Below are 21,934 nucleotides of genomic sequence, written 5' to 3'. Positions count from 1 at the left end.
GAATACTCACCCTGAGGTTCTTATGAGCCGAAAATGAAGAAACGCTGAAGCGCGTGCGGGCGCTGTCAACCGGACGGATTTCCTGCTACCGTTTTTTTCTTAAGTTGTTCTTCATTCACTGTTGATACAGTTACCAATGTGAAAATCTTACTAATCGAAGACGACCTGGATCTCGGCAATGGCGTACGTATCGCCCTCTCAGATCAAGGATTTGATGTCATATGGGTTCGCCGTAAAGAGGATGCGCTGCATCAGCTTGAGGTCGGCGTGCCGGAACTTATTCTGCTCGACCTGGGGCTGCCCGACGGCGACGGCATGAGCCTGATGACGCGTTTGCGCCAGCAGCTTAAGGGGATCCCCGTCATCATCCTGACGGCGCGAGGCACCCTGCAGGATCGCCTGTGCGGGCTGGATGCTGGCGCAGACGACTATCTTGTCAAACCCTTCGTTCTCGCCGAACTGCTGGCGCGAGTCAGAGCCCTTGCGCGACGCAGCTACGGTTTTGAAAATGAAGCGATAGAAATCAGGAGCTTATCGCTTCATATCCCGACGCGTCGCGTAACGGTGAACGCGCGTCACGTTGAGTTGACGGCCAGTGAATATGCGCTGCTTGAAACGTTGATGCTGCGCGCTGACCGGGTGATCACGCGGCGGTTCCTGGAAGAGAGGATATTTGGCGCGAAGGAAAATCTCAGCAATGCGCTCGACGTGCATATGGGGAATTTGCGGCGAAAAATTGGTGACGGCTATGTACGAACGGTGCGGGGCGTCGGGTATGTCATTGATACCGTCGCTATCCAGAAGGTGACAGATTAATGCGAAATGTCTGGCACCAACTGAGGCGCCCAACGCTGGTACGGCGAATTATCATCGCCCAGATGCTGCTGCTTACCCTGCTGTGGTGTCTTTTTTTAACCTTTATTTTATTGGAAGACCTGCGTAGCCCTCCGATACTCACGGGAAGTAAGACTTACGAAACCATTTTTACTCTGGTTGATCTCAGTGACGAGCGCCCGCAGGATCGTAATGATGTCCTGGAAGCATTCAGCAAAGCGTTGCGGGAAGGCTATGGCGGCGGTGAAGATCCGGAGCTTTCGATTAACCTGATCGTTCGCAAAAACAACGAGGTTATTTTCTCTTCTGATGGTGCACCTACGGGGGTAAAAAACACCAGACTGGGCGAATTGCAGCGCGTTCAGAGTGAAGGCCACGCCTGGACGAGCCGCACGCTTAAATCCCCCCACTCCGACGTGGAGGTTACCCTTTTCACCCCTGCCGGAAGCTGGAACTTCTTTATCTACCTGAACTCGCGGGGCTACTACATTATGCCGCTGCTGGTATGTATTCCTTTTCTTCTGTTTCCTGCGTGGCTGTCAATCCGCATTGCGATGCGCCCCTGGAGCAAGGTGGTTAATGAGATCTCATTACGTTCGCCTGACGATCTCTCCCCTTTAAAGGCTGTTCCCGGGCATAAGGAACTCCGCCAGATGGTGGACGCGATAAATGATTTTCTTGCCAGAGTGCGGGAAAGCGCTGAACGCGAACGGGTTTTCATTGCGGACGCCGCGCACGAGCTGCGTACGCCGCTGGCCGCGATGCGCATCAACGTGGAGGCGCTGCAGTCCTGGGTGAGCAGCGAGAGCCAGCGGCAGCTGCTTGCAGGGATTGTGCGCAGCAATAGCCGGGCGGCCCGTCTTGTCAACCAGCTGCTGCTGATGATGCACAGTGAAGCGCGCATTGACACCGCGATGGAGCCCGTGCCGCTAACCTCGCTCATACAAGAGCGGATGGCTGCGCTGGAGCCGCTAGCGTCCGGGCGCAAGATTGAGCTGGAATTCTTCGCTGAGGATGAGATTTGGATCGCTGGCGTCAGGGAGCGTCTGATGTCGCTTATAGACAATCTCATTGAAAACGCCGTGAAGTACAGTCCTGAGGGCGGGCGGATTCAGGTAGAGGTACGCTCAGCAGATAATTCAGCCCAGCTACGCGTCTCCGATCGGGGGCCGGGTATCCCGGTTGAATTGCGCGAGCGCGTATTCGACCGGTTTTTCCGCGACCCCAATCAGCTGCAAAGCGGGAGCGGACTGGGGCTTGCCATTGTCAAAGCCGTTGCACAGCAGCACGGCAGCAGCGTAAACCTGAGTACTTCCGCAGAAGGTGGCCTGCTGGTGACGGTTGACTTCCCGAACCGCACGTATAGCTAAACCGGAACAGGGTGTTTGATCGCAAATGCCGCAGATTGCTTCAAAAAAATTACCGTATTTGTTATATTGTTGTTTATTGCTTATTCACCTCTGCGGTGCCAAAAAGAACAAGATTCACCGCAACCCAGGAAAGAGAAATGTTAGATTACCGCTTCCCGACAGCTTTGCAGATGGTTCTCAGCGTAGCGATGGCGGAGCAACTAGGTGAACGTTCGACGAGTGCGATTCTGGCCTACGGCCTGGAAGCCAACCCGAGCTTTATCCGCAAATTGATGGTTCCACTCACGCGTGACGGCATTATCGTCTCAACGCTTGGCCGCAACGGCTCAATTCATCTTGGACGTCCGCCGGAAGAGATTACCCTGCGCGATATCTACCTTTCAGTTACCGAAGATAAAAAACTCTGGGCGTCGCGCCCGGACGTGCCGGCCCGCTGCGTGGTCAGCGCGAACGCCTGCTGGTACTTCAAATCTATTTCCGAAGAAGCAGAGCAGGCCTCGCTCGCGGTATTAGCGCGCCACACCGTGGCAAGCGCGCTGGACGAGGTCAAAAAAGCCGATACCAGCGGGTGCGATCCTTTACCTGAACTGATTGCCCAGTACAAAAAAGCCCAGTAATTTACGCAAAAAAAAACCGCCCTCATAGTGAGTGCGGTTTTTTGTTATCTGCGATATCCCTACGCAGGCAGAACCTCTCTTTCCTCTTTGCCGCGCGTCACGAACTTACGCAGCGTCACGTAAAAGACCGGCGTCAGGAACAGACCAAACAGCGTCACGCCCAGCATCCCGGAGAAAACCGTAATCCCGGTGACGCCGCGCACTTCTGCGCCCGCGCCATGGCCGAGGATCAGCGGAATGGTCCCGGCGATAAAGGCGATGGATGTCATCACAATCGGACGTAAACGCAGGCGGCACGCTTCCAGCGCTGCTTCCATGATGCCTTTACCCTGAATTTCCAGCTCGCGGGCAAACTCCACGATAAGAATCGCGTTTTTACAGGCCAGCCCCATCAGCACCACCAGCCCCACCTGCACGAAGACGTTGTTATCGCCCCCGGTCAGCCAGACGCCAAACAGCGCGGAAAGCATGGTCATCGGAACGATGAGGATCACCGCCAGCGGCAGCGTCCAGCTTTCATACAGCGCCGCCAGCACCAGGAACGCCAGCAGTACCGCGACCGGGAAGACGATCAGCGCCGTATTGCCCTGCGTGGCCTGCTGGAAGCTTAGATCCGTCCATTCAATGTTCATTCCGTTCGGCAGGATCTGCTTAGACATCGCGTCCAGCTGCGTCATCGCCTGCGCGGACGAGAGCACGCGCGGGTCGGCATCGCCAATCAGATCCGCCGCCGGGTAGCCATTGTAGCGGATAACCGGATCCGGTCCGTAGGTGGTCGTGATTTTCACCATACTGCCAATCGGCACCATTTCGCCCTGGCTATTCCGGGTGCGTAAATTCGCAATATCTTCCACGCTGTCGCGGAATTGCCCGTCTGCCTGCGCCATCACGCGCCAGGTGCGCCCGAACTGGTTGAAGTCGTTCACGTACGACGAGCCCAGATAGGTTTGCAGCGTACCGAACAGATCGGTCAGCGACACGCCCTGCGCTTTCGCCTTATCGCGGTCAACCTGCACGTCCAGCTGCGGAACGTTAGCCTGATAGGTTGAGATCGGGAAGTGCATTCCCGGCGTCTGCATAATCGCACCGGACATGGTGTTCACCGCGTTTTGCAGCGCGCCATAGCCCAGACCCGCGCGATCCTGAATATACAGCGAGTAGCCAGACCCCTGACCCAGCCCCAGAATCGGCGGCGGCAGAATGGAGAAACCAAAGCCCTGCTGGATTTGCGCGATTTTCGCGTTGATCTCCGCGTTAATTTCCGCCGCAGAGTGCTTGCGCTGGTCAAACGGCTTCAGGCCAAAAAACACCGTCCCGGTATTCGGCGTGTTGGTAAACTGCAGCGCGTTCAGCCCCGGGAAAGCCACCGCGTAGTCCACGCCTTCGGTATTCATGCCGATTTCGCTCATTTTGCGGATCACCGCGTCGGTGCGCGCCAGCGACGAGCCTTCCGGCATCTTCACGCCGCCAATCAGGTAGAGCTTATCCTGTGTCGGAATAAACCCGCCGGGTACCGCTTTAAACATGACGCCCGCGGCACACAGCAGCAGCAGATACACCACAAACACCGCGCCGCGTCGACCAAGCGTTTTGCCCACCAGCCCCTGATAACCGTTAGAGCTACGATGGAAAAAGCGGTTAAACGGACGGAAAATCCAGCCGAACAGGCGATCGATAAGCCGGGTCGGGAAGTCTTTCGGCGCGCCGTGCGGTTTTAACAGCAGCGCGGCCAGCGCCGGAGAGAGCGTTAGCGAGTTGATGGCGGAGATCACCGTGGAAATCGCTATCGTCACCGCAAACTGCTTGTAGAACTGACCGGTTACGCCGGAGAGGAACGCCATCGGCACGAACACCGCGCACAGCACCAGCGCAATCGCGATAATGGGCCCGGAAACTTCACGCATCGCCTGATGCGCCGCCGCAAGCGGCGCAAGCCCCTCTTCAATGTTTCGCTCGACGTTTTCCACCACCACGATGGCATCGTCCACCACGATACCAATCGCCAGCACCAGCCCGAATAAACTCAGGGTGTTAAGCGAAAAGCCCAGCAGATAGAGAATGCTGAACGTCCCCACCACCGACACCGGCACCGCGATCAGCGGAATGATCGACGCGCGCCAGGTTTGCAGGAACAGGATCACCACCAGTACAACCAGCACCACCGCTTCCAGCAGGGTTTGCACCACCGCACGGATGGAGTCGCGCACGAAAACCGTCGGATCGTAAGGTGCCGCCCACTTCATATCTTCCGGGAAACGGGTAGACAGCTCGTCCATTTTGGCGCGCACCGCGTTAGACAAATCGATGGCGTTCGCCCCCGGTGACTGGAAGATACCAATCCCGACCGCGTCTTTATTGTTAAGCTGGGAACGCAGCGCATAGCTGCCGGAACCCATTTCGATACGCGCCACGTCGCGCAGGCGGACGACCGAACCGTCCTCCGACGTTTTCAGGACAATGTTGCCAAACTCTTCTTCGGTATGCAGACGACCCTGGGCGTTAATGGAGATCAGGAAATCGCTCTCTTTCGGCAGCGGCTCGGCGCCAAGCTGGCCCGCGGAGACCTGCACGTTCTGCTCCTGCATTGCCGTGACCACGTCCGAGGCGGTCAGCCCGCGGGCCGCGACCTTGTTCGGATCCAGCCAGATGCGCATCGCGTATTCACCGGAGCCGAAAATCTGAATCTGGCCGACGCCGGGCAGACGCGCCAGCTCGTCCTTCACCTTCAGCGTGGCGTAGTTGCGCATGTACAGTGAATCGTACTTGCCGTTGGGCGAGAACAGATGAACCACCAGCGTCAGCGTTGGCGACTGCTTCTGCGTCGTGATGCCCAGGCGCCGCACGTCTTCCGGCAGACGCGCCTCAGCCTGTGCTACGCGGTTTTGCACCTGCACCTGCGCCTGATCCGGATCGGTACCCGGACGGAACGTGACGGTAGTAACCAGCACGCCGTCCGAGCCGGCAACGGATTTCATGTACATCATGTTCTCGACGCCGTTGATCGCCTCTTCCAGCGGCGTCGCCACGGTCTCGGCAATCACTTTCGGGTTGGCGCCCGGATACTCCGCGCGCACCTGCACGCTTGGCGGTACGACGTCAGGATATTCACTCACCGGCAGAAGCGGGATGGCGATTAATCCTGTGATAAAAATCAGAATCGACAGTACGGCAGCGAAAATCGGCCTGTCGATGAAAAAGCGGGAAAAGTCCATGGGAAGGATTCTCAGGTCAAGTGATCAGTTGAGGGCGGTGCTGGCGGTCATGGCGACGGTTTTCGCGTTCACCGGCATACCCGGCATGAACACTTTCTGTAGACCGTCAACGATGACCTTATCGCCAGGTTTCAGCCCCTGCTGCACGATGCGTAAGCCGTCGGCCAGACGCCCCGGCGTAATATCGCGACGCTGCGCTTTACCCTCTTTATCCACGATATAGACATACTTGCGATCCTGGTCAGTCAGTACCGCTTTGTCGTCAATAAGCATGGCCTGGAATTCCGCGCTGCCCGGCAGGCGCACGCGGGCAAAGAGTCCCGGCGTGAACTGACGCTGCGCGTTATCCAGCAGCGCGCGCATGCGGATCGTACCGGTACTCGGCGTGAGCTGATTATCAAGGAAATCCACTTTACCCTGATGGGGGTAACCCTCCTCGCCGGCAAGGCCGATCTCAACCGGTAGCGCCGTATGGTGGCTGGACGCCCCCTGCCCGTTGCGGGCGAGATTTTGATAGTGAAGATAGGTTGACTCATCCACGTCAAAGTAGACGTAAACCGTCTTCTGCGAGACCAGGGTGGTGAGCACGCTGGCGCTGTCGCCCGCGGAGACCAGATTGCCGCTGGTGATTAACGCCCGGCTGGCGCGACCATCAATAGGAGCCGTCACTTTAGTGAAGTCGAGATTCAGCTGCGCGGCGTCTACCGCAGCCTGGGCTGCGCGAATATCGGCCTGCGCCTGAATGGCGGCCGAACGGCGCTGCTCCCACTCTTCACGGGATACCAGGTTGGTATTAATGAGTTTATCGGTACGGTTAGCCTCGCTTCGCGCCAGGCCGGCCTGCGTTTTGGCTCTCTCCAGCGTCGCCTGCGCCTGCTCCAGCGCGGCGCGATAGGTTCGGTCATCAATCGTGAACAGCACCTCACCCTTTTTCACCTCCTGGCCGTCGGTGAAATTCACTTTGTCGATGTAGCCAGAGACACGGGGACGAAGCTGCACGCTTTCCACGGCTTCAATCCGGCCGTTAAAGCTATCCCACTGGCTAATGGATTTCACAACCACGTCTGCAGCATTAACGGCGGGCGCGGGCGGCGCGGCGTTTTGCGCGACGCTGTCATCACATCCGACGAGCAGCACGGAGAGCATCATCGCTCCCAGCGCATTCAGATGATAGTTTCCCCAGGTTTTTTGCAGGCTCATTATTTTTATTCCGGTAATTGTAGCCGCCGGGCAAGACGCAGCGGGAGGTGCCGCGCCACTTCCTTTGTCCGGGCTGGCTTAAGGCCATTTGTGTCGTTCATCGCCACAAAACTGTAACAGTTTCGAATACACTATCGCGGCGATTGTAGGAATGCGCCTAACTAAGTGCAAGAATAATTGTTGCACTTTATGTGCTATTTGAGGCGGCGTTAAAAGGCCCGTTTCGGGCAAGGATTTAAATGCAACAATAAAACTTGCAATTATCGAGAAACCAGGCCACCTTAAAATGCAACAGATAAAGATACCTTTCTATCGCTGCGTGGGGGAAACCTGATGAACACTGGCGCATTTATGCATGATTTACTCGACTGGATTGATAACAACCTCGACAGTCGCCTGGACATTGAGACCGTCTCCAGGCGCTCCGGCTACTCGAAATGGCACCTCCAGCGCCTGTTTAAAGAGCACACGGGCTATCCCCTCGCCGGCTATATTCGCGCGCAAAAGCTGCAAAAATCGGTTGAGCGCTTAGCCCACAGCGATGAGCCCATCCTGAACGTGGCAATCGCGCTCGGGTTTGACTCTCAGCAGTCGTTCAACCGCAGCTTTAAGCGCCAATTCGGTCAGGCACCTGGCGCATGGCGACGCAGTATCGGCGGCCGTGAAACGCAGCCGATGCACCAGTAGCTCACTTTTTACTGCAACATCATCCCGAAGCTGTTATACTGTATATAAATACAGTATGAGAGGTGCGTGATGGCTGTTGAAATAAAATATGTTGTCGTAAGAAAAGGTGAAGAGAAAATGACATTTGCCAGTAAGAAAGAGGCTGACGCTCACGACAAGCTGCTCGATATGGCAGACGCGTTCACCGACTGGCTGTTGCAAAGCGGAATGCAGATGGATGAAACGCAGGCTGAAAATCTTGGTCTGTATCTCGCCGAGCAGAAAGATACCGTGCAGCATATTCTGCGCACCAGCAAGCTCCCTGCTCTCGATGCCCCTGCGGCTGACAGTAAAAAAATCAGAGCGGTAAAAGCTGCCTGATTGCCACATCGTCAACGAGCCTGACGCCGCAAGCAGCATGCTGCTTGCGGCTTTTTATTAACGTCACGCGCCGGATTGCGGCAAGGCATCAATCATCTCTTGTAATTCATTGTACAATCTTGCCACATGGAAACCATCGCACACGGAATGATGAACCTGAACGGCAAGGGGCAATAATACTTTGCCATCTTGTTCATAGTATTTTCCAAGCGTAAACATAGGGGCAAAAAAGTTCTTCATGTGCGCAACGTTGACGTTAAAGCTGGTAAAACTCACCCAGGGAATACCCGATATGAAAAAAATATTTTCCCGGGATTCTTCTTTAGGCCAATAAGAAAAATTATTACCGTAGCGCGCAATGTCTTCAGTATAGGTGTTCTGGAAGTGCTGAATATTGCCATCGTAATGGCTCCATAATGATGAAAAGGTCTCTGTTTCATTATGGAAAATGGTATAGTTTGGATGAATTTCGTTCCATATAATAAGCTCATTGTCTTTCATAGCCATACGGAACTCAGGATGACTGTTGACGATCTTAGAAATGAGAAAAATAATAGTCGGGTAAAATTTCCAGCCGACCGCTTTGATATGTTTTAACAGCGCAGTAATATCGATTAAAACCGTCTGGTTAAACGTCGACTGAGCGAACCCCTGAAAAATCTCAAAATGTTCCTTCCTTGCCCAACGAGATAAGTCAACGGACGTATATTCAGGGGTTATTTTTTCCATTTCTAAACCTTTAATGAGCAAGCATATCTCTGATGTTAGCCTAAATTTTTTCCATGCATTAAGCAAGCAGACGCCTCTGGAGAAAACGGCGCGGAATAACCGCCATTACGCACCCTGAAGACGTAACGTTTCCGCTTAAAACGCGCTGACCTGCCCGTACAGAGCACTCCTCACTCAATATTATCCCTCCCTCTTCGCGCAAAGGGTGTATTGTTTTTAAATGATTAATCCCCCTGAAGAGAAGCGGCGTCATGATTAACATCCTCGGTAAAACCACCTCCATCAACGTTCGTAAAGTGCTCTGGACCTGTGAAGAAGCGGGCATCCCTTACCTGCAGGAAGACTACGGCAGCGGTTTTGCCTCAACAGAAACGGATGACTTCCGCGCGCTGAACCCCAACGCCATGGTGCCGGTGCTGATGGATGACGATTTCGTGCTGTGGGAGTCCAACGCCATCTGCCGCTATCTGGTGCGCAAGGCCGGACGTCACGATCTGCTGCCTGCAGAGCCGCAGGCCTGCGCCAACGTTGAGCGCTGGATGGACTGGCAGGCAACTGAATTCAATAACGCCTGGCGCTATGTCTTCCCGGCGCTGGGACGAAAAAACCCGGACTTTAACGACCCTGCGCGCATTGCGGCGGGAATAAAAGAGTGGAACCATTGCATCACCATTCTGGAAAACCAGCTGCAGCGCACCGGGGCCTTTGCGGCAGGCGAGACGTTTACCCTTGCCGACGTGGTGCTTGGGCTGTCGGTGAATCGGTGGAAGATGACGCCGTTTGACAAGCCCGACGTGCCGGCGATTGAGGCCTGGTATGAGCGCCTCAACCAGCGCCCGGCGTTTTTGCGTCACGGCAATAACGGCATGATATAAATTATTTACGCCCCCACCTTGAGCAAGGATATTTTATTTAATTACTAAACCCTGATTGGCGTCAGAGGGAATAATAATTAAGCCATATCCTGGACAGCCCGTTGCACCGCTTTGCTAGCCTGACTATTCAGGCAAAGCTCAACCCGGAGGTATTCTTGCTGATTAGACTCAAGAAAGAACGAACGCATAAGGAGGATCGTCGGCTTGCCCTCTGGCTGGCGACCTCGGCAGGTTTGCTTAACGCCATCGCCCTTGGGGCATTTGGCTTTTTCCCCTCTCACATGACCGGCAATACCTCACAATTATCCAGCGAAGTCTCCTCCACCGATCTGAGCGATATGATTTTCTTTGGCTCGATTATTCTCTCTTTTGTCACCGGCGCCATCCTTGCTCGTCTTATTGTACTCTGGGGCATTATCCACAATATCAGGCTGGTTTTTTGCCAAATCCTTTTCGTCGAGGGGGTACTATTGACCGGCATCTCTCTCTACGAGATGTATTTCCACGCCCTCACGAGCAACCGCGAGATTATTATTTTTCTGTGCGGCCTGATGGGCATTCATAATTCAACCTCCACGCAGCTCTCCGGAGGGCGGGTGAGATCGACGCACATTACCGGCACGCTAACGGATGCAGGCATATCACTGGCCTCCGTGCTGGTGGCGATGCTTCGCAGGGATTACTCGAAGGATACCGCGGCACAAAAAAGTCAGCTGAAAACTCACTTAACCACCATTTTCTCGTTTATGAGCGGAGGGATTGCTGGGCTGCTGTTGTTCAGATGGATTGGGTTTAACGCCATGCTGGCGCTTGGGCTGCTGCTCGCGATTGTTGCCATTTTTTCTATCATTAGCATCTCGGTCCGCGTTCGCCGGGTTCGTGCCTCTATCTAAATAACGAACGACTCTCGGCGTAAGGGCGCCCTTTGATATGTGACACTGTCACTATCTAAAATTCGCTTTAGGACTATTCTGCCCGGCACGCAACCAGCCCTTACGCCATAAGGCTTTAATTAAGGTTGTCACTAATTTCATAGGGTTACTGATTTCCCCCCTTCGCTGGAACCCTTCCCAAACGCTTGCTATAGGTCAATTACCCCTGCCGAAACATGGCATAACAACAGGCAACCGGTGGTTGCTATAACGCATGCGCACAGGGAGACACACCGCAATGCACCCATTACTCAAACGCTCGCTGCTGTTTGTCGGCGCCATTCTCGTGGTCCTCGCCCTCCTCGTCTGGGGAGTCGGGCTTGAGACAATCAAGGCGCGCCAGGTTGACCTGGTCTACCTCGGGCAACAGCACATGATTCTGGTTTTCTCGTCGATGTTTTTTGCCCTGCTGGTGGGCATTCCGGCCGGTATTCTGCTGAGCCGTCCGGCCGCGCGGGGCGTCGCCGAATACGTGATGCAAATCTTTAATGTCGGCAACACCCTGCCGCCGCTGGCCGTGCTGGCGCTGGCGATGGTGGTGATTGGTATCGGCGATACGCCCGCCATCATCGCCCTGTTCCTCGCCTCGCTGCTGCCGATTGTGCGCAATACCTACGCCGGGCTGTGCTCGGTCCCGTCGTCGCTGCTGGAAGCGGCAAACGGGATTGGGATGACCAAATGGCAGCGCCTGTGCCAGGTTGAGCTGCCCAACGCCTGGCCGGTTATGCTCTCGGGGATCCGCATCGCCACCGCCATTAACGTCGGTACCGCGCCGCTGGCGTTCCTGATTGGTGCCAGCAGCTACGGCGAGCTGATTTTCCCGGGCATTTACCTGAACGATTTCCCGACCCTGATCCTCGGCGCGGCGGCCACCGCCCTGTTCGCCCTGATCCTCGACACCCTGCTGGCGGCGCTGGGTCGCGTGATGAGTCCCCATCTCGCTCGATAACAATAACAAGGAGCTTTTATGAGACTGATATCCAGCCTTGCGGCGCTGTGTGCCGCGTCGCTGTTCACCGGCCAGGCGATGGCAGCCCCGCTGATTCTGGCGACCAAGAGCTTTACCGAGCAGCACATTCTCTCGGCGATGACCGTACAGTACCTGCAAAAGAAAGGTTTTCAGGTTCAGCCAAAAACCAATATCGCCACGGTGATCTCACGCAACGCGATGATCAACAAGCAGATTGATATGACCTGGGAGTACACCGGCACGTCGCTGATCATCTTCAACCACATCAACAAGCGCATGTCGCCGCAGGAGTCCTGGGAGACGGTGAAGCGCCTGGATGCGAAGCACGGTCTGGTGTGGCTCAAACCCGCCGATATGAACAACACCTACGCTTTCGCCATGCAGCGCAAGCGCGCCGAGGCGGAGCATATCAACACCATGTCGGAGATGGTGGCGAAAATTGAACAGGTTCGCAAAACCAACCCGGACAAAAACTGGCTGCTGGGCTTAGACCTTGAATTTGCCGGGCGCAGCGACGGCATGAAGCCACTGCAGGAGGCCTATAAGATGGATCTGGACCGTCCGCAAATCCGCCAGATGGACCCGGGTCTGGTCTATAACGCCGTGCGCGACGGCTTCGTCGACGCCGGGCTGGTTTATACCACCGACGGGCGCGTGAAGGGCTTTGATCTCAAAGTGCTGGAAGATGATAAAGGCTTCTTCCCGAGCTACGCGGTCACCCCGGTGGTGCGCAAGGACACCCTGGAGGCCAATCCCGGTCTGGAAGAGGCGCTCAATACCCTCTCGGCCCAGCTCAACAACGACGTTATCACCGAGCTGAACAAGAAGGTGGATATTGACCATCAGTCACCGCAGCAGGTCGCCCGCGATTTCCTGCGTAGCAAGCAGCTGCTGTAGGAGGCGCTATGGATACCGTTCACTACATTCTGGACAACTGGGACTATCTGTTAACCCTCACGCTGCAGCATCTGTGGCTGGTGGCGCTGGCCGTGGGCTTAGCGATTATCATCGGCGTCCCGCTGGGTATTTTGATTGTGCGCCACAAGTGGCTGGCGACGCCGGTGCTGGGGATTGCCACCATCGTGTTGACCATCCCGTCCATTGCCCTGTTTGGCCTGATGATCCCGCTGTTTTCGCTGATCGGTCAGGGGATTGGCGCCCTGCCCGCAATCACGGCGGTGTTTCTATACTCGCTGCTGCCGATCGTGCGTAACACCCACACGGCGCTCGACAGCCTGCCGCCGGGCCTGCGCGAAGCCGGACGCGGCATCGGTATGACGTTCTGGCAGCGTCTGCGCTGGGTGGAAATTCCGATGGCGCTGCCGGTGATTTTCGGCGGCATCCGCACCGCCGTGGTGATGAACATCGGCGTGATGGCGATTGCCGCCGTGATTGGCGCGGGCGGACTTGGCCTGCTGCTGCTTAACGGCATCGGCGGAAGCGATATTCGTATGTTGATTGCGGGCGCGCTGATGATCTGTCTTTTAGCGATTGTGCTCGACTGGCTGCTGCACCGTCTGCAGGTGGTTCTGACTCCAAAGGGGATTCGATAATGATAAAACTGGAAAACCTCACCAAACAATTTTCACAGAAGCACGGCCAGACCTTTAAGGCCGTCGATAACGTCAACCTGAACGTGCCCGAAGGGGAAATGTGCGTCCTGCTCGGCCCGTCCGGCTGCGGAAAGACCACCACCCTGAAGATGATTAACCGACTTATCACCCCAAGCAGCGGAAACATCCTGATTAACGGCGAGGACACCAGCGGGATGGACACCGTCACCCTGCGCCGCAACATCGGCTACGTGATCCAGCAGATTGGCCTGTTCCCGAACATGACCATTGAAGAGAACATCACCGTCGTGCCGCGCATGCTGGGCTGGGATAAAGCGCGCTGCAAAGCCCGCGCCGAAGAGCTGATGGATATGGTGGCAATGGATCCGCACAAGTTCCTCCACCGCTATCCGCGCGAGATGTCCGGCGGCCAGCAGCAGCGTATTGGCGTTATTCGCGCCCTGGCGGCGGATCCTCCGGTACTGCTGATGGATGAACCCTTCGGCGCGGTGGACCCGATCAACCGCGAGGTGATCCAGAACCAGTTCCTCGAGATGCAGCGCAAGCTGAAAAAAACCGTCATGCTGGTGAGCCACGATATCGACGAAGCCCTGAAGCTCGGCGACCGCATTGCGGTATTCCGTCAGGGAAAAATCGTCCAGTGTGCCAGCCCGGATGAACTGCTGGCGAAACCGGCGAACGAGTTTGTCGGCTCGTTTGTTGGTCAGGACCGCACGCTGAAGCGCCTGCTGCTGGTCTCGGCGGGAGATGTCACCGACCAGCAGCCTACTATTACGGTGCGAGGCTCTACCCCGCTTACTGACGCGTTTGCCACCATGGATGATAACGATATTCGCGCGATTACCGTGGTTGACGAGCACGGCAAGCCGCTGGGCTTTGTGAAGCGTCGCGAAGCGCGTAACGCCAGCGGGACCTGCGCCGACATCCTGCATCCGTTCCGCATGACTGGCAAAGCCGAAGACAACCTGCGCGTGGTGCTGTCACGCCTGTATGAGAGCAACACCAGCTGGATGCCGATCGTGGATGAGGACGGGCGCTACAACGGCGAGATTTCGCAGGATTATATTGCCGAGTATCTGAGTTCAGGGCGTACGCGCCGGGCGCTGAATATTCATAGCGAGAGTTAATTTTTCCGGCCGGGCATCGCCCGGCTTTTTCGCACGCATACCTTTTGCTAACCCCACGATTTCCCGCCACAATATTGTATCGTCCCCGTTTAATCGCGACCCATGCAACGTCTTCATACGTACCCCGACATCCGCGCAATGTTTCGCCGACTCCTGATTGCAACCGTCACCGGCGTGCTGGCCGCGCTGGCCGTTGCGGTGTTCCGCCACAGCATGTACCTGCTGGAGTGGCTGCTTCTGAGCAACGACAGCGGCAGCCTGGTGAATGCCGCCGCGTCGCTCTCACCCTGGAGGCGCGCGCTGACACCCGCGCTGGGCGGGCTGGCTGCCGGGCTGTTGCTCTGGGGATGGCAGCGCCTGACCGCCCAGCGTCCCCACGCGCCGACCGATTATATGGAAGCGCTGGAGACCGGGGACGGTCAGTTTGACTACGGCGCGAGCCTCGTTAAATCTCTTGCTTCGCTGTTGGTCGTTGCCAGCGGAAGCGCCATCGGCCGCGAAGGGGCCATGATCCTGCTTGCCGCCCTCGCCGCCTCCTTTTTTGCCCGGCGCTTTACGCCCAAATCGGAATGGAAGCTTTGGATCGCCTGTGGCGCCGCCGCCGGGATGGCCAGCGCCTACCATGCTCCGTTAGCGGGAAGCCTGTTCATTGCAGAGATTCTGTTTGGCACGCTGATGCTGGCCTCGCTCGGCCCCGTGGTGATTGCGGCGGTGGTGGCGCTTCTTACGACGCAACTCCTGGCACCGGGTGCCGGCACGCTCTACGAGGTCCATCTGAGCGGCATTCTCACCGCGGCAGATTATGCCCTGCTGGTCGCGATGGGGCTGCTGGCAGGTCTCTGCGGACCGCTGCTGATGTGGCTAATGGCGTTCAGCCACGAGCTTTTCCTGCGCCTCAGGCTTTCGCCGCCGTGGCAGCTGGCGCTCGGCGGCTTGATTGTCGGGCTGCTGTCTCTTTTGACGCCGAAGGTTTGGGGGAACGGCTACAGCGTGGTTCAGGCTTTTCTGCTCGCCCCACCGCTGCTGTCGGTGATTGCCGGCGTGTTCATCTGTAAATTGCTGGCGGTGCTGGCAAGTAGCGGTTCGGGTGCGCCGGGCGGGGTATTTACGCCAACGCTGTTTGTCGGTATGGCTACGGGGATGCTGTTCGCGCAGCTTTTCGCGCTGTGGCTGCCGGGTTCTGAGACGGCCATGTTGCTGGGGCTGGCCGGGATGGCAACGCTGCTCGCTGCGACCACGCATGCACCCATTATGTCGGCGCTGATGGTCTGTGAAATGACCGGGCTGTATTTTTTACTGCCCGGTTTACTGGTCGCCTGCGTGATAGCGTCCGTACTGTCGCGGACGTTACGCCACGACTCGATCTACGGTCAACACGCCACCGAGGGCAGAGAGATCGATGTACTGCGCTAGCTCGCGCTGCTCGGCGCGAGGCAGATAAGGCAGCTCCCCCACCAGCGGGCCAGGCAGTTTGGTGCTCAGTACGTCGATGATCTCCGCGTAGTGCGCGAGGCCTGGATTAATACGGTTTGCCACCCAGCCAGCCAGCGGCAGGCCGTCATTGGCAATCGCCTGCGCCGTCAGCAGCGCGTGGTTGATACACCCTTCCTGGATCCCCACTACCATCACTACCGGCAGTTGCTCCTGCACGACCCATTCAGACAGCGGGCGTAAATCATTCATCAGGCTGCGCCAGCCGCCCGTTCCTTCGACGACTACGTGATCGACCTGCTCACTCAGGTTCGCCAGCCCGTCGGATAACAGGGAATAATTGATTGGGCCGCTGTGCGCCACGCTGCTTTCATCTTCGCTTAACGCAATGGGATTGACCGCGTGATAAGGCAGTTCCAGCGACGAGACGCTTTGCAGCACCAGGGCGTCTTTATTTCGCAATCCCTCTGGCGTCTCTTTACTCCCTTTTGCGACCGGTTTGTACCCAGCGACGCGTTTACCGCTTGCTGTCAGAGCCTGCAGCAATGCGCGGGATACAACGGTCTTGCCGACAGAGGTATCTGTACCAGTAACAAAGAAACGCTTAAGCATGACTCACTCCACCTCTTGGGTATGCTTCGAAAATATCAACCAGGTAAATAATTCAGTGGAGGAAGTCTACGGGATGCGTGCGCTACCCGGCTTGAGATAGCGCAATTTTTCTTACATCTGCGGAAAAGAGTTAACCCTGTAACAGGCGGATAAGCAGCGAGCCGTTGTACATGGCATCTTTGACCAGCGCCGCGCCGGCCATTGTGCCCTGGTTGGAAAACTGGGTACTTTCTACCGCAATATTTCTGCTGTAGGCAGGAAGCGACTGCTGCTGAATACAGGCCGTAATCGCCGGAAAAAGGATCTCCGCCGCCTGGCTGAGCGGTGAGCCGATCAGGATTTTTTGCGGATTGAAGAGGTTCACCATAATCGCCAGAATGCGGCCTACGTTATTACCCACCCCGGTAATAATGTCCTTCGCCAGCAGATCCCCCTGACGCGCGGCGGCGCAGAGGGAATCCACCGTTAAGGGTTGGCCGTGCAGCGAGGAACTCATGGACTGACTGAGCCTCACCTGCGCCAGTTCGAGCACGCTTTCCACGCTGGCGATCGTCTCCAGACAGCCATGGTTCCCGCAGTAGCAGCGTTTACCGTACGGGTCGACTTGGGTATGACCAATTTCCACCAGGCTGCTGCTCCCGGCGTGGAGAAGCCGTCCGTCGGTGATCACCCCCGCCCCGACGTTATGGTCGATAACCACCTGAATGACATCCCGCGCACCGCGCGACGCGCCGAACAGCGCTTCCGCCATCGTCCAGGCGCTAATGTCGTGCTGAATATAGACCGGCACGCCGGTATGGTTTTCCAGCACTTCGCCCAGCGGCATCTCTTTAACATCGTCGTAAAACGGCATGCGGTGAACAATACCATTTTCGGTATCAATAATGCCGGGCATGGTGATGGCAATCGCCGTTAAGCGTTCAAGCCGCTGCTGATGGCGAATAAAGAAGCGATCGATATGGGAGACAATCGCATCGAGAAGCGGTTCCTCGGCGTTGAGCGGCAGCTCAAGCCGGTCTTCCACCACCAGCTTGCTGCTGAGATCGCGCAGCGCAAGGAAGATCTCTCCGCGGCTGATGCGCAGCGAGAGGTAGTGCCAGGCTTCCGTCTCGACCACCAGGCCGACCGCCGGACGACCACGGCTGCCCGGCTCCTGAATTTCCGTCTCCTGGACCAGGTGCGCTTCCAGCATTTCGCGGACAATTTTGGTGATACTGGCAGGTGCCAGCTGTGCCAGGCGCGACAGATCGATACGCGAAACCGGACCAAGCTGATCAATCAGGCGATACACCGCGCCAGCGTTGGTCTGCTTAATCTGATCAATATGCCCTGGCTGACTATCAGCAACCACCTCGTACTCCCTTATTTTCGAGCTTCGAAATAAACTGTTGGCTATGGTGAAGCACTTCCATGGGTGTCGTCAAATATTTACTTAGCCTTGTGATTTACCGCACATTTTTACCCGTTTTCCCGGGAAATATCAGACCGCGGAAGCCTGGATTAACCGCTGTTTGAAGCGCTGGGCAGCATGACTCTGTTCGCGATGTTTTGACCACACCAGCCACATCTCCGAAACGGCATCCTCCTCGGCGATAGCAACCCAGCGCATCTCGCGTAGCTGTACCCGCTTAAAGGAGGCCGGGAGTATCGACACGCCCAGCCCGGCGGCGACCAGGCCGATAATGGTCATCGCCTCTCCCACTTCCTGGGTAATGACCGGCGCCAGATCGTAGCGGCGCATCAGCCCCAGAATATCGTCATACAGGCCCGTCCCGACCTGCGGGTCAAAAAAGACAAACGGCTCTTTTGCCAGCTCTGCCAGCGAAACCGCCGGACGCGACGCCAGCGGGTGATCGTTCGGGATCATGGCCATCAGCGGTTCGCGCAGGATAACCTCCCATGCCAGCGTGTCCGGCAGCTGGGTATTACGCATCAGCCCCAGATCGAGCGCACCTTCGTTAAGCGGCGCAATCTGCTCGCGGGTATTAATTTCGCGCGTCTGAATATGCACGTCCGGAAAATGACGGCGGAATGACGAAAGCGTCTGCGAGACGGCGCTGATAAACGGCGCGGACGAGGTAAACCCGATCCGCAGCTCCCCGGCTTCCCCAAGATAGAGCCGTTCCGCCCGGGCAGCGGCGTCGTCGACCATGCTCAGAATTTGTCGGCTGTCGATCAGAAACTGCTTACCCGCTGCCGTCAGGCTCACGCTGCGGTTGGTGCGGGCCAGTAGACGCGCCCCGACCTGCTGTTCGAGGATTTGAATCTGCTGGCTTAAGGGCGGCTGAGAAATGTTCAGCCGTGCCGCCGCGCGGCCAAAATGCAGCTCTTCGGCGACGGCGACAAAGTAGCGAAGATGACGCAGCTCGATATTCATATTTTTAAAGTATCATTTGAGATTATTAATATATTAGACAGAATATTTACATTTTCCTACTCTAAACGTGTGGTCATACCCGTCACCAAAAATCACGGGGATGTTTAAGCAAGGAAACTGTGTGAGTCGTACATCTACCATTGATATCGAGCCGGCCAGAGATATTAATGATTTGCCTGTAGCATCGCAGCCGGTTCAGTTCATCAAACGTGGTACCCCCCAGTTTATGCGCGTCACGCTGGCGCTCTTTTCCGCCGGTCTGGCAACGTTTGCCCTGCTCTACTGCGTTCAGCCGATCCTGCCCGTTCTCTCCCACGAGTTTGGGGTTTCCCCCGCCAGCAGCAGCGTTTCGCTTTCCATTTCAACCGGGATGCTGGCAATTGGCCTGCTTTTTACCGGCCCGCTCTCCGACGCCATCGGCCGTAAACAGGTGATGGTAACCGCCCTGATGCTGGCCTCGGTCTGTACGTTACTCTCGACGATGATGACCAGCTGGCACGGCATTTTGATGATGCGCGCGCTGATCGGGCTCTCGCTCAGCGGCGTGGCGGCAGTCGGGATGACCTATCTCAGCGAAGAGATCCACCCGAGCTTCGTCGCCTTTTCGATGGGGCTGTACATCAGCGGGAACTCGATTGGCGGCATGAGCGGGCGTCTGCTGAGCGGGGTATTCACGGACTTCTTTAGCTGGCGCATTGCGCTGGCGGTGATCGGGTGTTTTGCGCTGGCATCGGCCCTGATGTTCTGGAAAATCCTGCCAGAATCGCGCCATTTTCGCCCGACGTCTCTGCGCCCGAAAACGCTGTTTATCAACTTCCGCCTGCACTGGCGTGACAAAGGTTTACCGAGACTGTTTCTGATGGGATTCCTGCTGATGGGTTCCTTCGTGACGCTGTTTAACTATATTGGCTACCGCCTGATGCTCTCGCCGTGGCATCTGAATCAGGCCGTTGTGGGTTTGCTTTCCGTGGCCTATCTCACCGGTACGTGGAGTTCGCCGAAAGCCGGGGCGATGACGGCACGCTTTGGCCGCGGGCCGGTGATGCTGGTGTTTACCGCAGTGATGCTGCTCGGCCTGCTGCTGACGCTTTTCTCTTCCCTGTGGCTTATCTTTGCCGGGATGCTGCTCTTCTCCGCAGGCTTCTTCGCCGCTCACTCCGTCGCCAGCAGCTGGATTGGCCCGCGCGCGCGTCGCGCCAAAGGCCAGGCATCGTCGCTGTATCTGTTTAGCTATTATCTGGGCTCAAGCATCGCCGGGACGCTGGGCGGCGTGTTCTGGCATAACTACGGCTGGAACGGCGTGGGCGGGTTTATTGCGCTGATGCTCTGTGCCGCACTGCTGGTGGGCGCAAGCCTTCATAAACGTCTGAAATAATAGGCTTGCGGGCTGATATCCGTTTCCCGAAAAACGGCACCAGCGTACTGGTGCCGTTGTTCGTTCAGGAATCCCAGGCCTGTTCTATCTTACCGGCTTCAAACTGCGGAGGCGGTTTTCGGAAGCGGCGCGTGAGCCAGGTCAGGTAAAGGACACCCAGTGCCGCCCAGATGAGGCCAAGCGTCAGGGACGTCGCTTCGAGGTTGATCCACAGCACGCCGACCGTTGCGGCACCAATGAGTGGCAGCAGGAAATAGTGGAGCCGATCTTTCCACGTTTTGTTCAGCCCCTTACGCCGCCAGAAATGGTTGTACACCGAGAGATTAACAAACGTAAACGCCACCAGCGCGCCAAAGTTGATCAGCGCCGTCGCGGTCACCAGATCAAAGTACAGGGCCGACAGCGCCACTATCCCTACCATAATCACGTTCAGGGCCGGAGTGCGCCACTTCGGATGCACGTAGCCAAACACCCGCTCCGGAAAGACGTTGTCACGCCCCATCACATACAATAAGCGTGAGACGCTGGCGTGCGAGGCCAGGCCTGAAGCGAGCGTATTCACAAACGTGGTGCACAGAAACACCGACTGGAAGAGCTTGCCGCCCACGTACAGTGCAATTTCCGGCAGCGCGGCGTCCGGGTTCTTGAAGCGCGCGATCGTCGGGAAAAAGAGCTGCATGAAAAACGAGGCAACAATAAATATCAGCCCGCCATACAGTGCGGTCAGGAAAATGGCTTTGGGGATCACCCGCGCCGCGTTTGGCGTCTCCTCCGAGAGCGTGGTGACCGCGTCAAAGCCGAGGAAAGAGAAGCAGACGATAGTCGCGCCGGTAATAATCGGGATCAGGTGTGCGTTCTCGCTGATAAACGGCTGGAGCGACCAGACGGTGCCAACCCCCTCCCCCTTGTGCAGTCCATGCACTACCAGTATGACAAAGACCACCATGATGGCGACCTGCACCAGCACAAACAGAGTGTTAAAGTTGGCGACCAGGTTAACGCTTTTCAGGTTCGCCAGCGTCAGGATCGTCACAAACCCCACCACCCAGACCCAGGGCGGGACTTCAGGGAACAACGCGGAAAGGTAGATCTTCGCCAGCAGCACGTTGATCATCGGCAGGAAGAGATAGTCCAGCAGGGATGACCAGCCGACCATAAAGCCTAAGTGGGGGCCGATCGATTTCTGCGTGTAGGTATAAGCAGAGCCCGCTTCCGGGAACTGTCGTACCAGTTTGCCGTAGCTGATGGCGGTAAACATGACGCCCGCCAGCGCCAGGAGATACGAGGCGGGCACGTGGCCGTTGCTGATACCGGACACAATGCCGAAGGTATCAAACACGGTCATGGGAGTGAGGTAAGCCAGCCCCATCATGACCACCTGCCAGAGCTTGAGGGAACTGCGCAGCCGGGTTCTTCCGGCCATGCCCGGCGAATCAAGAGAGGTGTTAGTCGCCATAAACCATCCCCCCCATGCTTACCGTGGTTTGCAATCGCGTTGACCGTAACGCAAACCTGCTTAGCAAAGGGGGAAGTTGTAAAGAACATACGCGATCGTACCAGCGCAGCGTCTCTCGCTCGCACTCATAGCAGGCGCCTGACTGGCCCCCTTCGCCCTGCGGATAGTTGAACATCTGCATCATTTCCTACCTCGT

General features: G+C 56.8%; 20 protein-coding genes. 13 read left to right on the top strand and 7 right to left on the bottom strand.

Going from position 1 to position 21,934, the window contains the following annotated elements; translation table 11 throughout:
- Positions 1-138: 138 nt before the first annotated feature.
- The 3 genes from IM313_RS01470 to IM313_RS01460 all read left to right on the top strand — a co-directional run bounded on the left by IM313_RS01470 (position 139) and on the right by IM313_RS01460 (position 2,821).
- Positions 139-816 carry a response regulator gene (locus tag IM313_RS01470; RefSeq protein ID WP_028012995.1) on the top strand — a complete coding sequence of 226 codons (678 nt, stop codon included), beginning with the start codon at positions 139-141 and terminating at the stop codon, positions 814-816.
- Complete coding sequence (locus IM313_RS01465) at positions 816-2,204, top strand: HAMP domain-containing sensor histidine kinase (protein WP_048999442.1); 1,389 nt, start codon at positions 816-818, stop codon at positions 2,202-2,204. The genes IM313_RS01470 and IM313_RS01465 overlap by 1 nt, the downstream gene beginning before the upstream one ends.
- A 137-nt stretch (positions 2,205-2,341) precedes the next feature.
- Positions 2,342-2,821, top strand: a complete 480-nt coding sequence (locus tag IM313_RS01460; RefSeq protein ID WP_028012993.1) for an Rrf2 family transcriptional regulator — start codon at positions 2,342-2,344, stop codon at positions 2,819-2,821.
- Positions 2,822-2,880: 59 nt separating this feature from the next.
- Here the strand turns inward: IM313_RS01460 and oqxB are convergent, their stop codons facing one another.
- Both oqxB and IM313_RS01450 read right to left on the bottom strand, forming a co-directional pair.
- Positions 2,881-6,033 (bottom strand): multidrug efflux RND transporter permease subunit OqxB, encoded by a 3,153-nt coding sequence (gene oqxB / locus IM313_RS01455; protein ID WP_045261448.1) that lies wholly within the window; start codon positions 6,031-6,033, stop codon positions 2,881-2,883.
- Positions 6,034-6,057: 24 nt separating this feature from the next.
- Positions 6,058-7,233 carry an efflux RND transporter periplasmic adaptor subunit gene (locus IM313_RS01450; RefSeq protein WP_045261449.1) on the bottom strand — a complete coding sequence of 392 codons (1,176 nt, stop codon included), beginning with the start codon at positions 7,231-7,233 and terminating at the stop codon, positions 6,058-6,060.
- A 333-nt stretch (positions 7,234-7,566) separates the two neighbouring features.
- On the opposite strand from IM313_RS01450, the gene IM313_RS01445 reads away from it, so the two are divergent.
- Together IM313_RS01445 and IM313_RS01440 are read left to right on the top strand one after the other, a co-directional pair.
- The gene (locus tag IM313_RS01445) at positions 7,567-7,920 is read left to right on the top strand and encodes a helix-turn-helix domain-containing protein (protein ID WP_028012990.1); all 354 of its coding nucleotides are present in this window, start codon (positions 7,567-7,569) and stop codon (positions 7,918-7,920) included.
- Between the two features lie 69 nt (positions 7,921-7,989).
- Positions 7,990-8,280, top strand: coding sequence for a YebG family protein (locus IM313_RS01440; RefSeq protein WP_063153922.1), 291 nt, complete (start codon positions 7,990-7,992; stop codon positions 8,278-8,280).
- Between the two features lie 63 nt (positions 8,281-8,343).
- Here the strand turns inward: IM313_RS01440 and catA are convergent, their stop codons facing one another.
- Positions 8,344-9,009 (bottom strand): type A chloramphenicol O-acetyltransferase, encoded by a 666-nt coding sequence (gene catA / locus IM313_RS01435; protein WP_028012988.1) that lies wholly within the window; start codon positions 9,007-9,009, stop codon positions 8,344-8,346.
- Between the two features lie 251 nt (positions 9,010-9,260).
- On the opposite strand from catA, the gene IM313_RS01430 reads away from it, so the two are divergent.
- From IM313_RS01430 to clcB, 7 genes are all read left to right on the top strand, one after another.
- On the top strand, positions 9,261-9,884 hold the full coding sequence (locus IM313_RS01430) for a glutathione S-transferase family protein (protein ID WP_028012987.1): 624 nt from the start codon (positions 9,261-9,263) through the stop codon (positions 9,882-9,884).
- Positions 9,885-10,039: 155 nt separating this feature from the next.
- Positions 10,040-10,777 (top strand): YoaK family protein, encoded by a 738-nt coding sequence (locus IM313_RS01425; RefSeq protein ID WP_041912015.1) that lies wholly within the window; start codon positions 10,040-10,042, stop codon positions 10,775-10,777.
- Positions 10,778-11,054: 277 nt separating this feature from the next.
- Positions 11,055-11,765 (top strand): osmoprotectant ABC transporter permease OsmY, encoded by a 711-nt coding sequence (gene osmY, locus IM313_RS01420; protein ID WP_048999445.1) that lies wholly within the window; start codon positions 11,055-11,057, stop codon positions 11,763-11,765.
- Between the two features lie 18 nt (positions 11,766-11,783).
- Complete coding sequence (osmX, locus tag IM313_RS01415) at positions 11,784-12,683, top strand: osmoprotectant ABC transporter substrate-binding protein OsmX (RefSeq protein ID WP_028012984.1); 900 nt, start codon at positions 11,784-11,786, stop codon at positions 12,681-12,683.
- A gap of 8 nt (positions 12,684-12,691) precedes the next feature.
- Positions 12,692-13,339 (top strand): osmoprotectant ABC transporter permease OsmW, encoded by a 648-nt coding sequence (gene osmW, locus IM313_RS01410; RefSeq protein ID WP_028012983.1) that lies wholly within the window; start codon positions 12,692-12,694, stop codon positions 13,337-13,339.
- Positions 13,339-14,487, top strand: coding sequence for an osmoprotectant ABC transporter ATP-binding protein OsmV (osmV, locus tag IM313_RS01405; RefSeq protein ID WP_192971004.1), 1,149 nt, complete (start codon positions 13,339-13,341; stop codon positions 14,485-14,487). Before osmW ends, osmV begins: the two co-directional genes overlap by 1 nt.
- A 102-nt stretch (positions 14,488-14,589) precedes the next feature.
- Positions 14,590-15,900: a voltage-gated ClC-type chloride channel ClcB gene (clcB, locus tag IM313_RS01400; protein WP_192971003.1), complete on the top strand. Its 1,311-nt coding sequence runs from the start codon at positions 14,590-14,592 to the stop codon at positions 15,898-15,900.
- Here clcB and bioD read toward each other — a convergent pair.
- From bioD to IM313_RS01385, 3 genes are all read right to left on the bottom strand, one after another.
- Positions 15,835-16,530: a dethiobiotin synthase gene (gene bioD, locus IM313_RS01395; RefSeq protein WP_028012980.1), complete on the bottom strand. Its 696-nt coding sequence runs from the start codon at positions 16,528-16,530 to the stop codon at positions 15,835-15,837. The two genes, clcB and bioD, sit on opposite strands and share 66 nt — an antisense overlap.
- 130 nt (positions 16,531-16,660) lie before the next feature.
- Complete coding sequence (mlc, locus tag IM313_RS01390; RefSeq protein WP_041910244.1) at positions 16,661-17,881, bottom strand: sugar metabolism global transcriptional regulator Mlc; 1,221 nt, start codon at positions 17,879-17,881, stop codon at positions 16,661-16,663.
- 129 nt (positions 17,882-18,010) lie between these two features.
- The gene (locus tag IM313_RS01385) at positions 18,011-18,907 is read right to left on the bottom strand and encodes a LysR family transcriptional regulator (RefSeq protein ID WP_028012978.1); all 897 of its coding nucleotides are present in this window, start codon (positions 18,905-18,907) and stop codon (positions 18,011-18,013) included.
- A gap of 121 nt (positions 18,908-19,028) precedes the next feature.
- Here IM313_RS01385 and IM313_RS01380 point away from each other — a divergent pair, with 121 nt between their 5' ends.
- Positions 19,029-20,282, top strand: a complete 1,254-nt coding sequence (locus tag IM313_RS01380; RefSeq protein WP_192971000.1) for an MFS transporter — start codon at positions 19,029-19,031, stop codon at positions 20,280-20,282.
- A gap of 64 nt (positions 20,283-20,346) precedes the next feature.
- Here the strand turns inward: IM313_RS01380 and IM313_RS01375 are convergent, their stop codons facing one another.
- Entirely contained in the window at positions 20,347-21,738 is a 1,392-nt protein-coding gene (locus tag IM313_RS01375) for an APC family permease (RefSeq protein WP_063942554.1), read from the bottom strand.
- Between the last annotated feature and the right edge of the window lie 196 nt (positions 21,739-21,934).

The sequence above is a fragment of the Enterobacter cloacae complex sp. P2B genome (assembly GCF_014895985.1).
GTDB classification, from domain to species: domain Bacteria; phylum Pseudomonadota; class Gammaproteobacteria; order Enterobacterales; family Enterobacteriaceae; genus Enterobacter; species Enterobacter bugandensis.
The sequence above is the reverse complement of the archived record's forward strand: the minus strand, read 5'-3'. Positions and strand labels throughout refer to the sequence as shown.

What these genes read in the sequence shown, in the direction of transcription:
- osmV (WP_192971004.1), top strand. Translation starts at nt 13,339, where the DNA reads ATGATAAAACTGGAAAACCTCACCAAACAATTTTCACAGAAGCACGGC.
- IM313_RS01445 (WP_028012990.1), top strand. Translation starts at nt 7,567, where the DNA reads ATGAACACTGGCGCATTTATGCATGATTTACTCGACTGGATTGATAAC.
- IM313_RS01440 (WP_063153922.1), top strand. Translation starts at nt 7,990, where the DNA reads ATGGCTGTTGAAATAAAATATGTTGTCGTAAGAAAAGGTGAAGAGAAA.
- clcB (WP_192971003.1), top strand. Translation starts at nt 14,590, where the DNA reads ATGCAACGTCTTCATACGTACCCCGACATCCGCGCAATGTTTCGCCGA.
- osmW (WP_028012983.1), top strand. Translation starts at nt 12,692, where the DNA reads ATGGATACCGTTCACTACATTCTGGACAACTGGGACTATCTGTTAACC.
- osmY (WP_048999445.1), top strand. Translation starts at nt 11,055, where the DNA reads ATGCACCCATTACTCAAACGCTCGCTGCTGTTTGTCGGCGCCATTCTC.
- osmX (WP_028012984.1), top strand. Translation starts at nt 11,784, where the DNA reads ATGAGACTGATATCCAGCCTTGCGGCGCTGTGTGCCGCGTCGCTGTTC.
- oqxB (WP_045261448.1), bottom strand. Translation starts at nt 6,033, where the DNA reads ATGGACTTTTCCCGCTTTTTCATCGACAGGCCGATTTTCGCTGCCGTA.
- IM313_RS01385 (WP_028012978.1), bottom strand. Translation starts at nt 18,907, where the DNA reads ATGAATATCGAGCTGCGTCATCTTCGCTACTTTGTCGCCGTCGCCGAA.
- IM313_RS01430 (WP_028012987.1), top strand. Translation starts at nt 9,261, where the DNA reads ATGATTAACATCCTCGGTAAAACCACCTCCATCAACGTTCGTAAAGTG.
- IM313_RS01375 (WP_063942554.1), bottom strand. Translation starts at nt 21,738, where the DNA reads ATGGCGACTAACACCTCTCTTGATTCGCCGGGCATGGCCGGAAGAACC.
- IM313_RS01465 (WP_048999442.1), top strand. Translation starts at nt 816, where the DNA reads ATGCGAAATGTCTGGCACCAACTGAGGCGCCCAACGCTGGTACGGCGA.
- catA (WP_028012988.1), bottom strand. Translation starts at nt 9,009, where the DNA reads ATGGAAAAAATAACCCCTGAATATACGTCCGTTGACTTATCTCGTTGG.
- bioD (WP_028012980.1), bottom strand. Translation starts at nt 16,530, where the DNA reads ATGCTTAAGCGTTTCTTTGTTACTGGTACAGATACCTCTGTCGGCAAG.
- IM313_RS01450 (WP_045261449.1), bottom strand. Translation starts at nt 7,233, where the DNA reads ATGAGCCTGCAAAAAACCTGGGGAAACTATCATCTGAATGCGCTGGGA.
- IM313_RS01460 (WP_028012993.1), top strand. Translation starts at nt 2,342, where the DNA reads ATGTTAGATTACCGCTTCCCGACAGCTTTGCAGATGGTTCTCAGCGTA.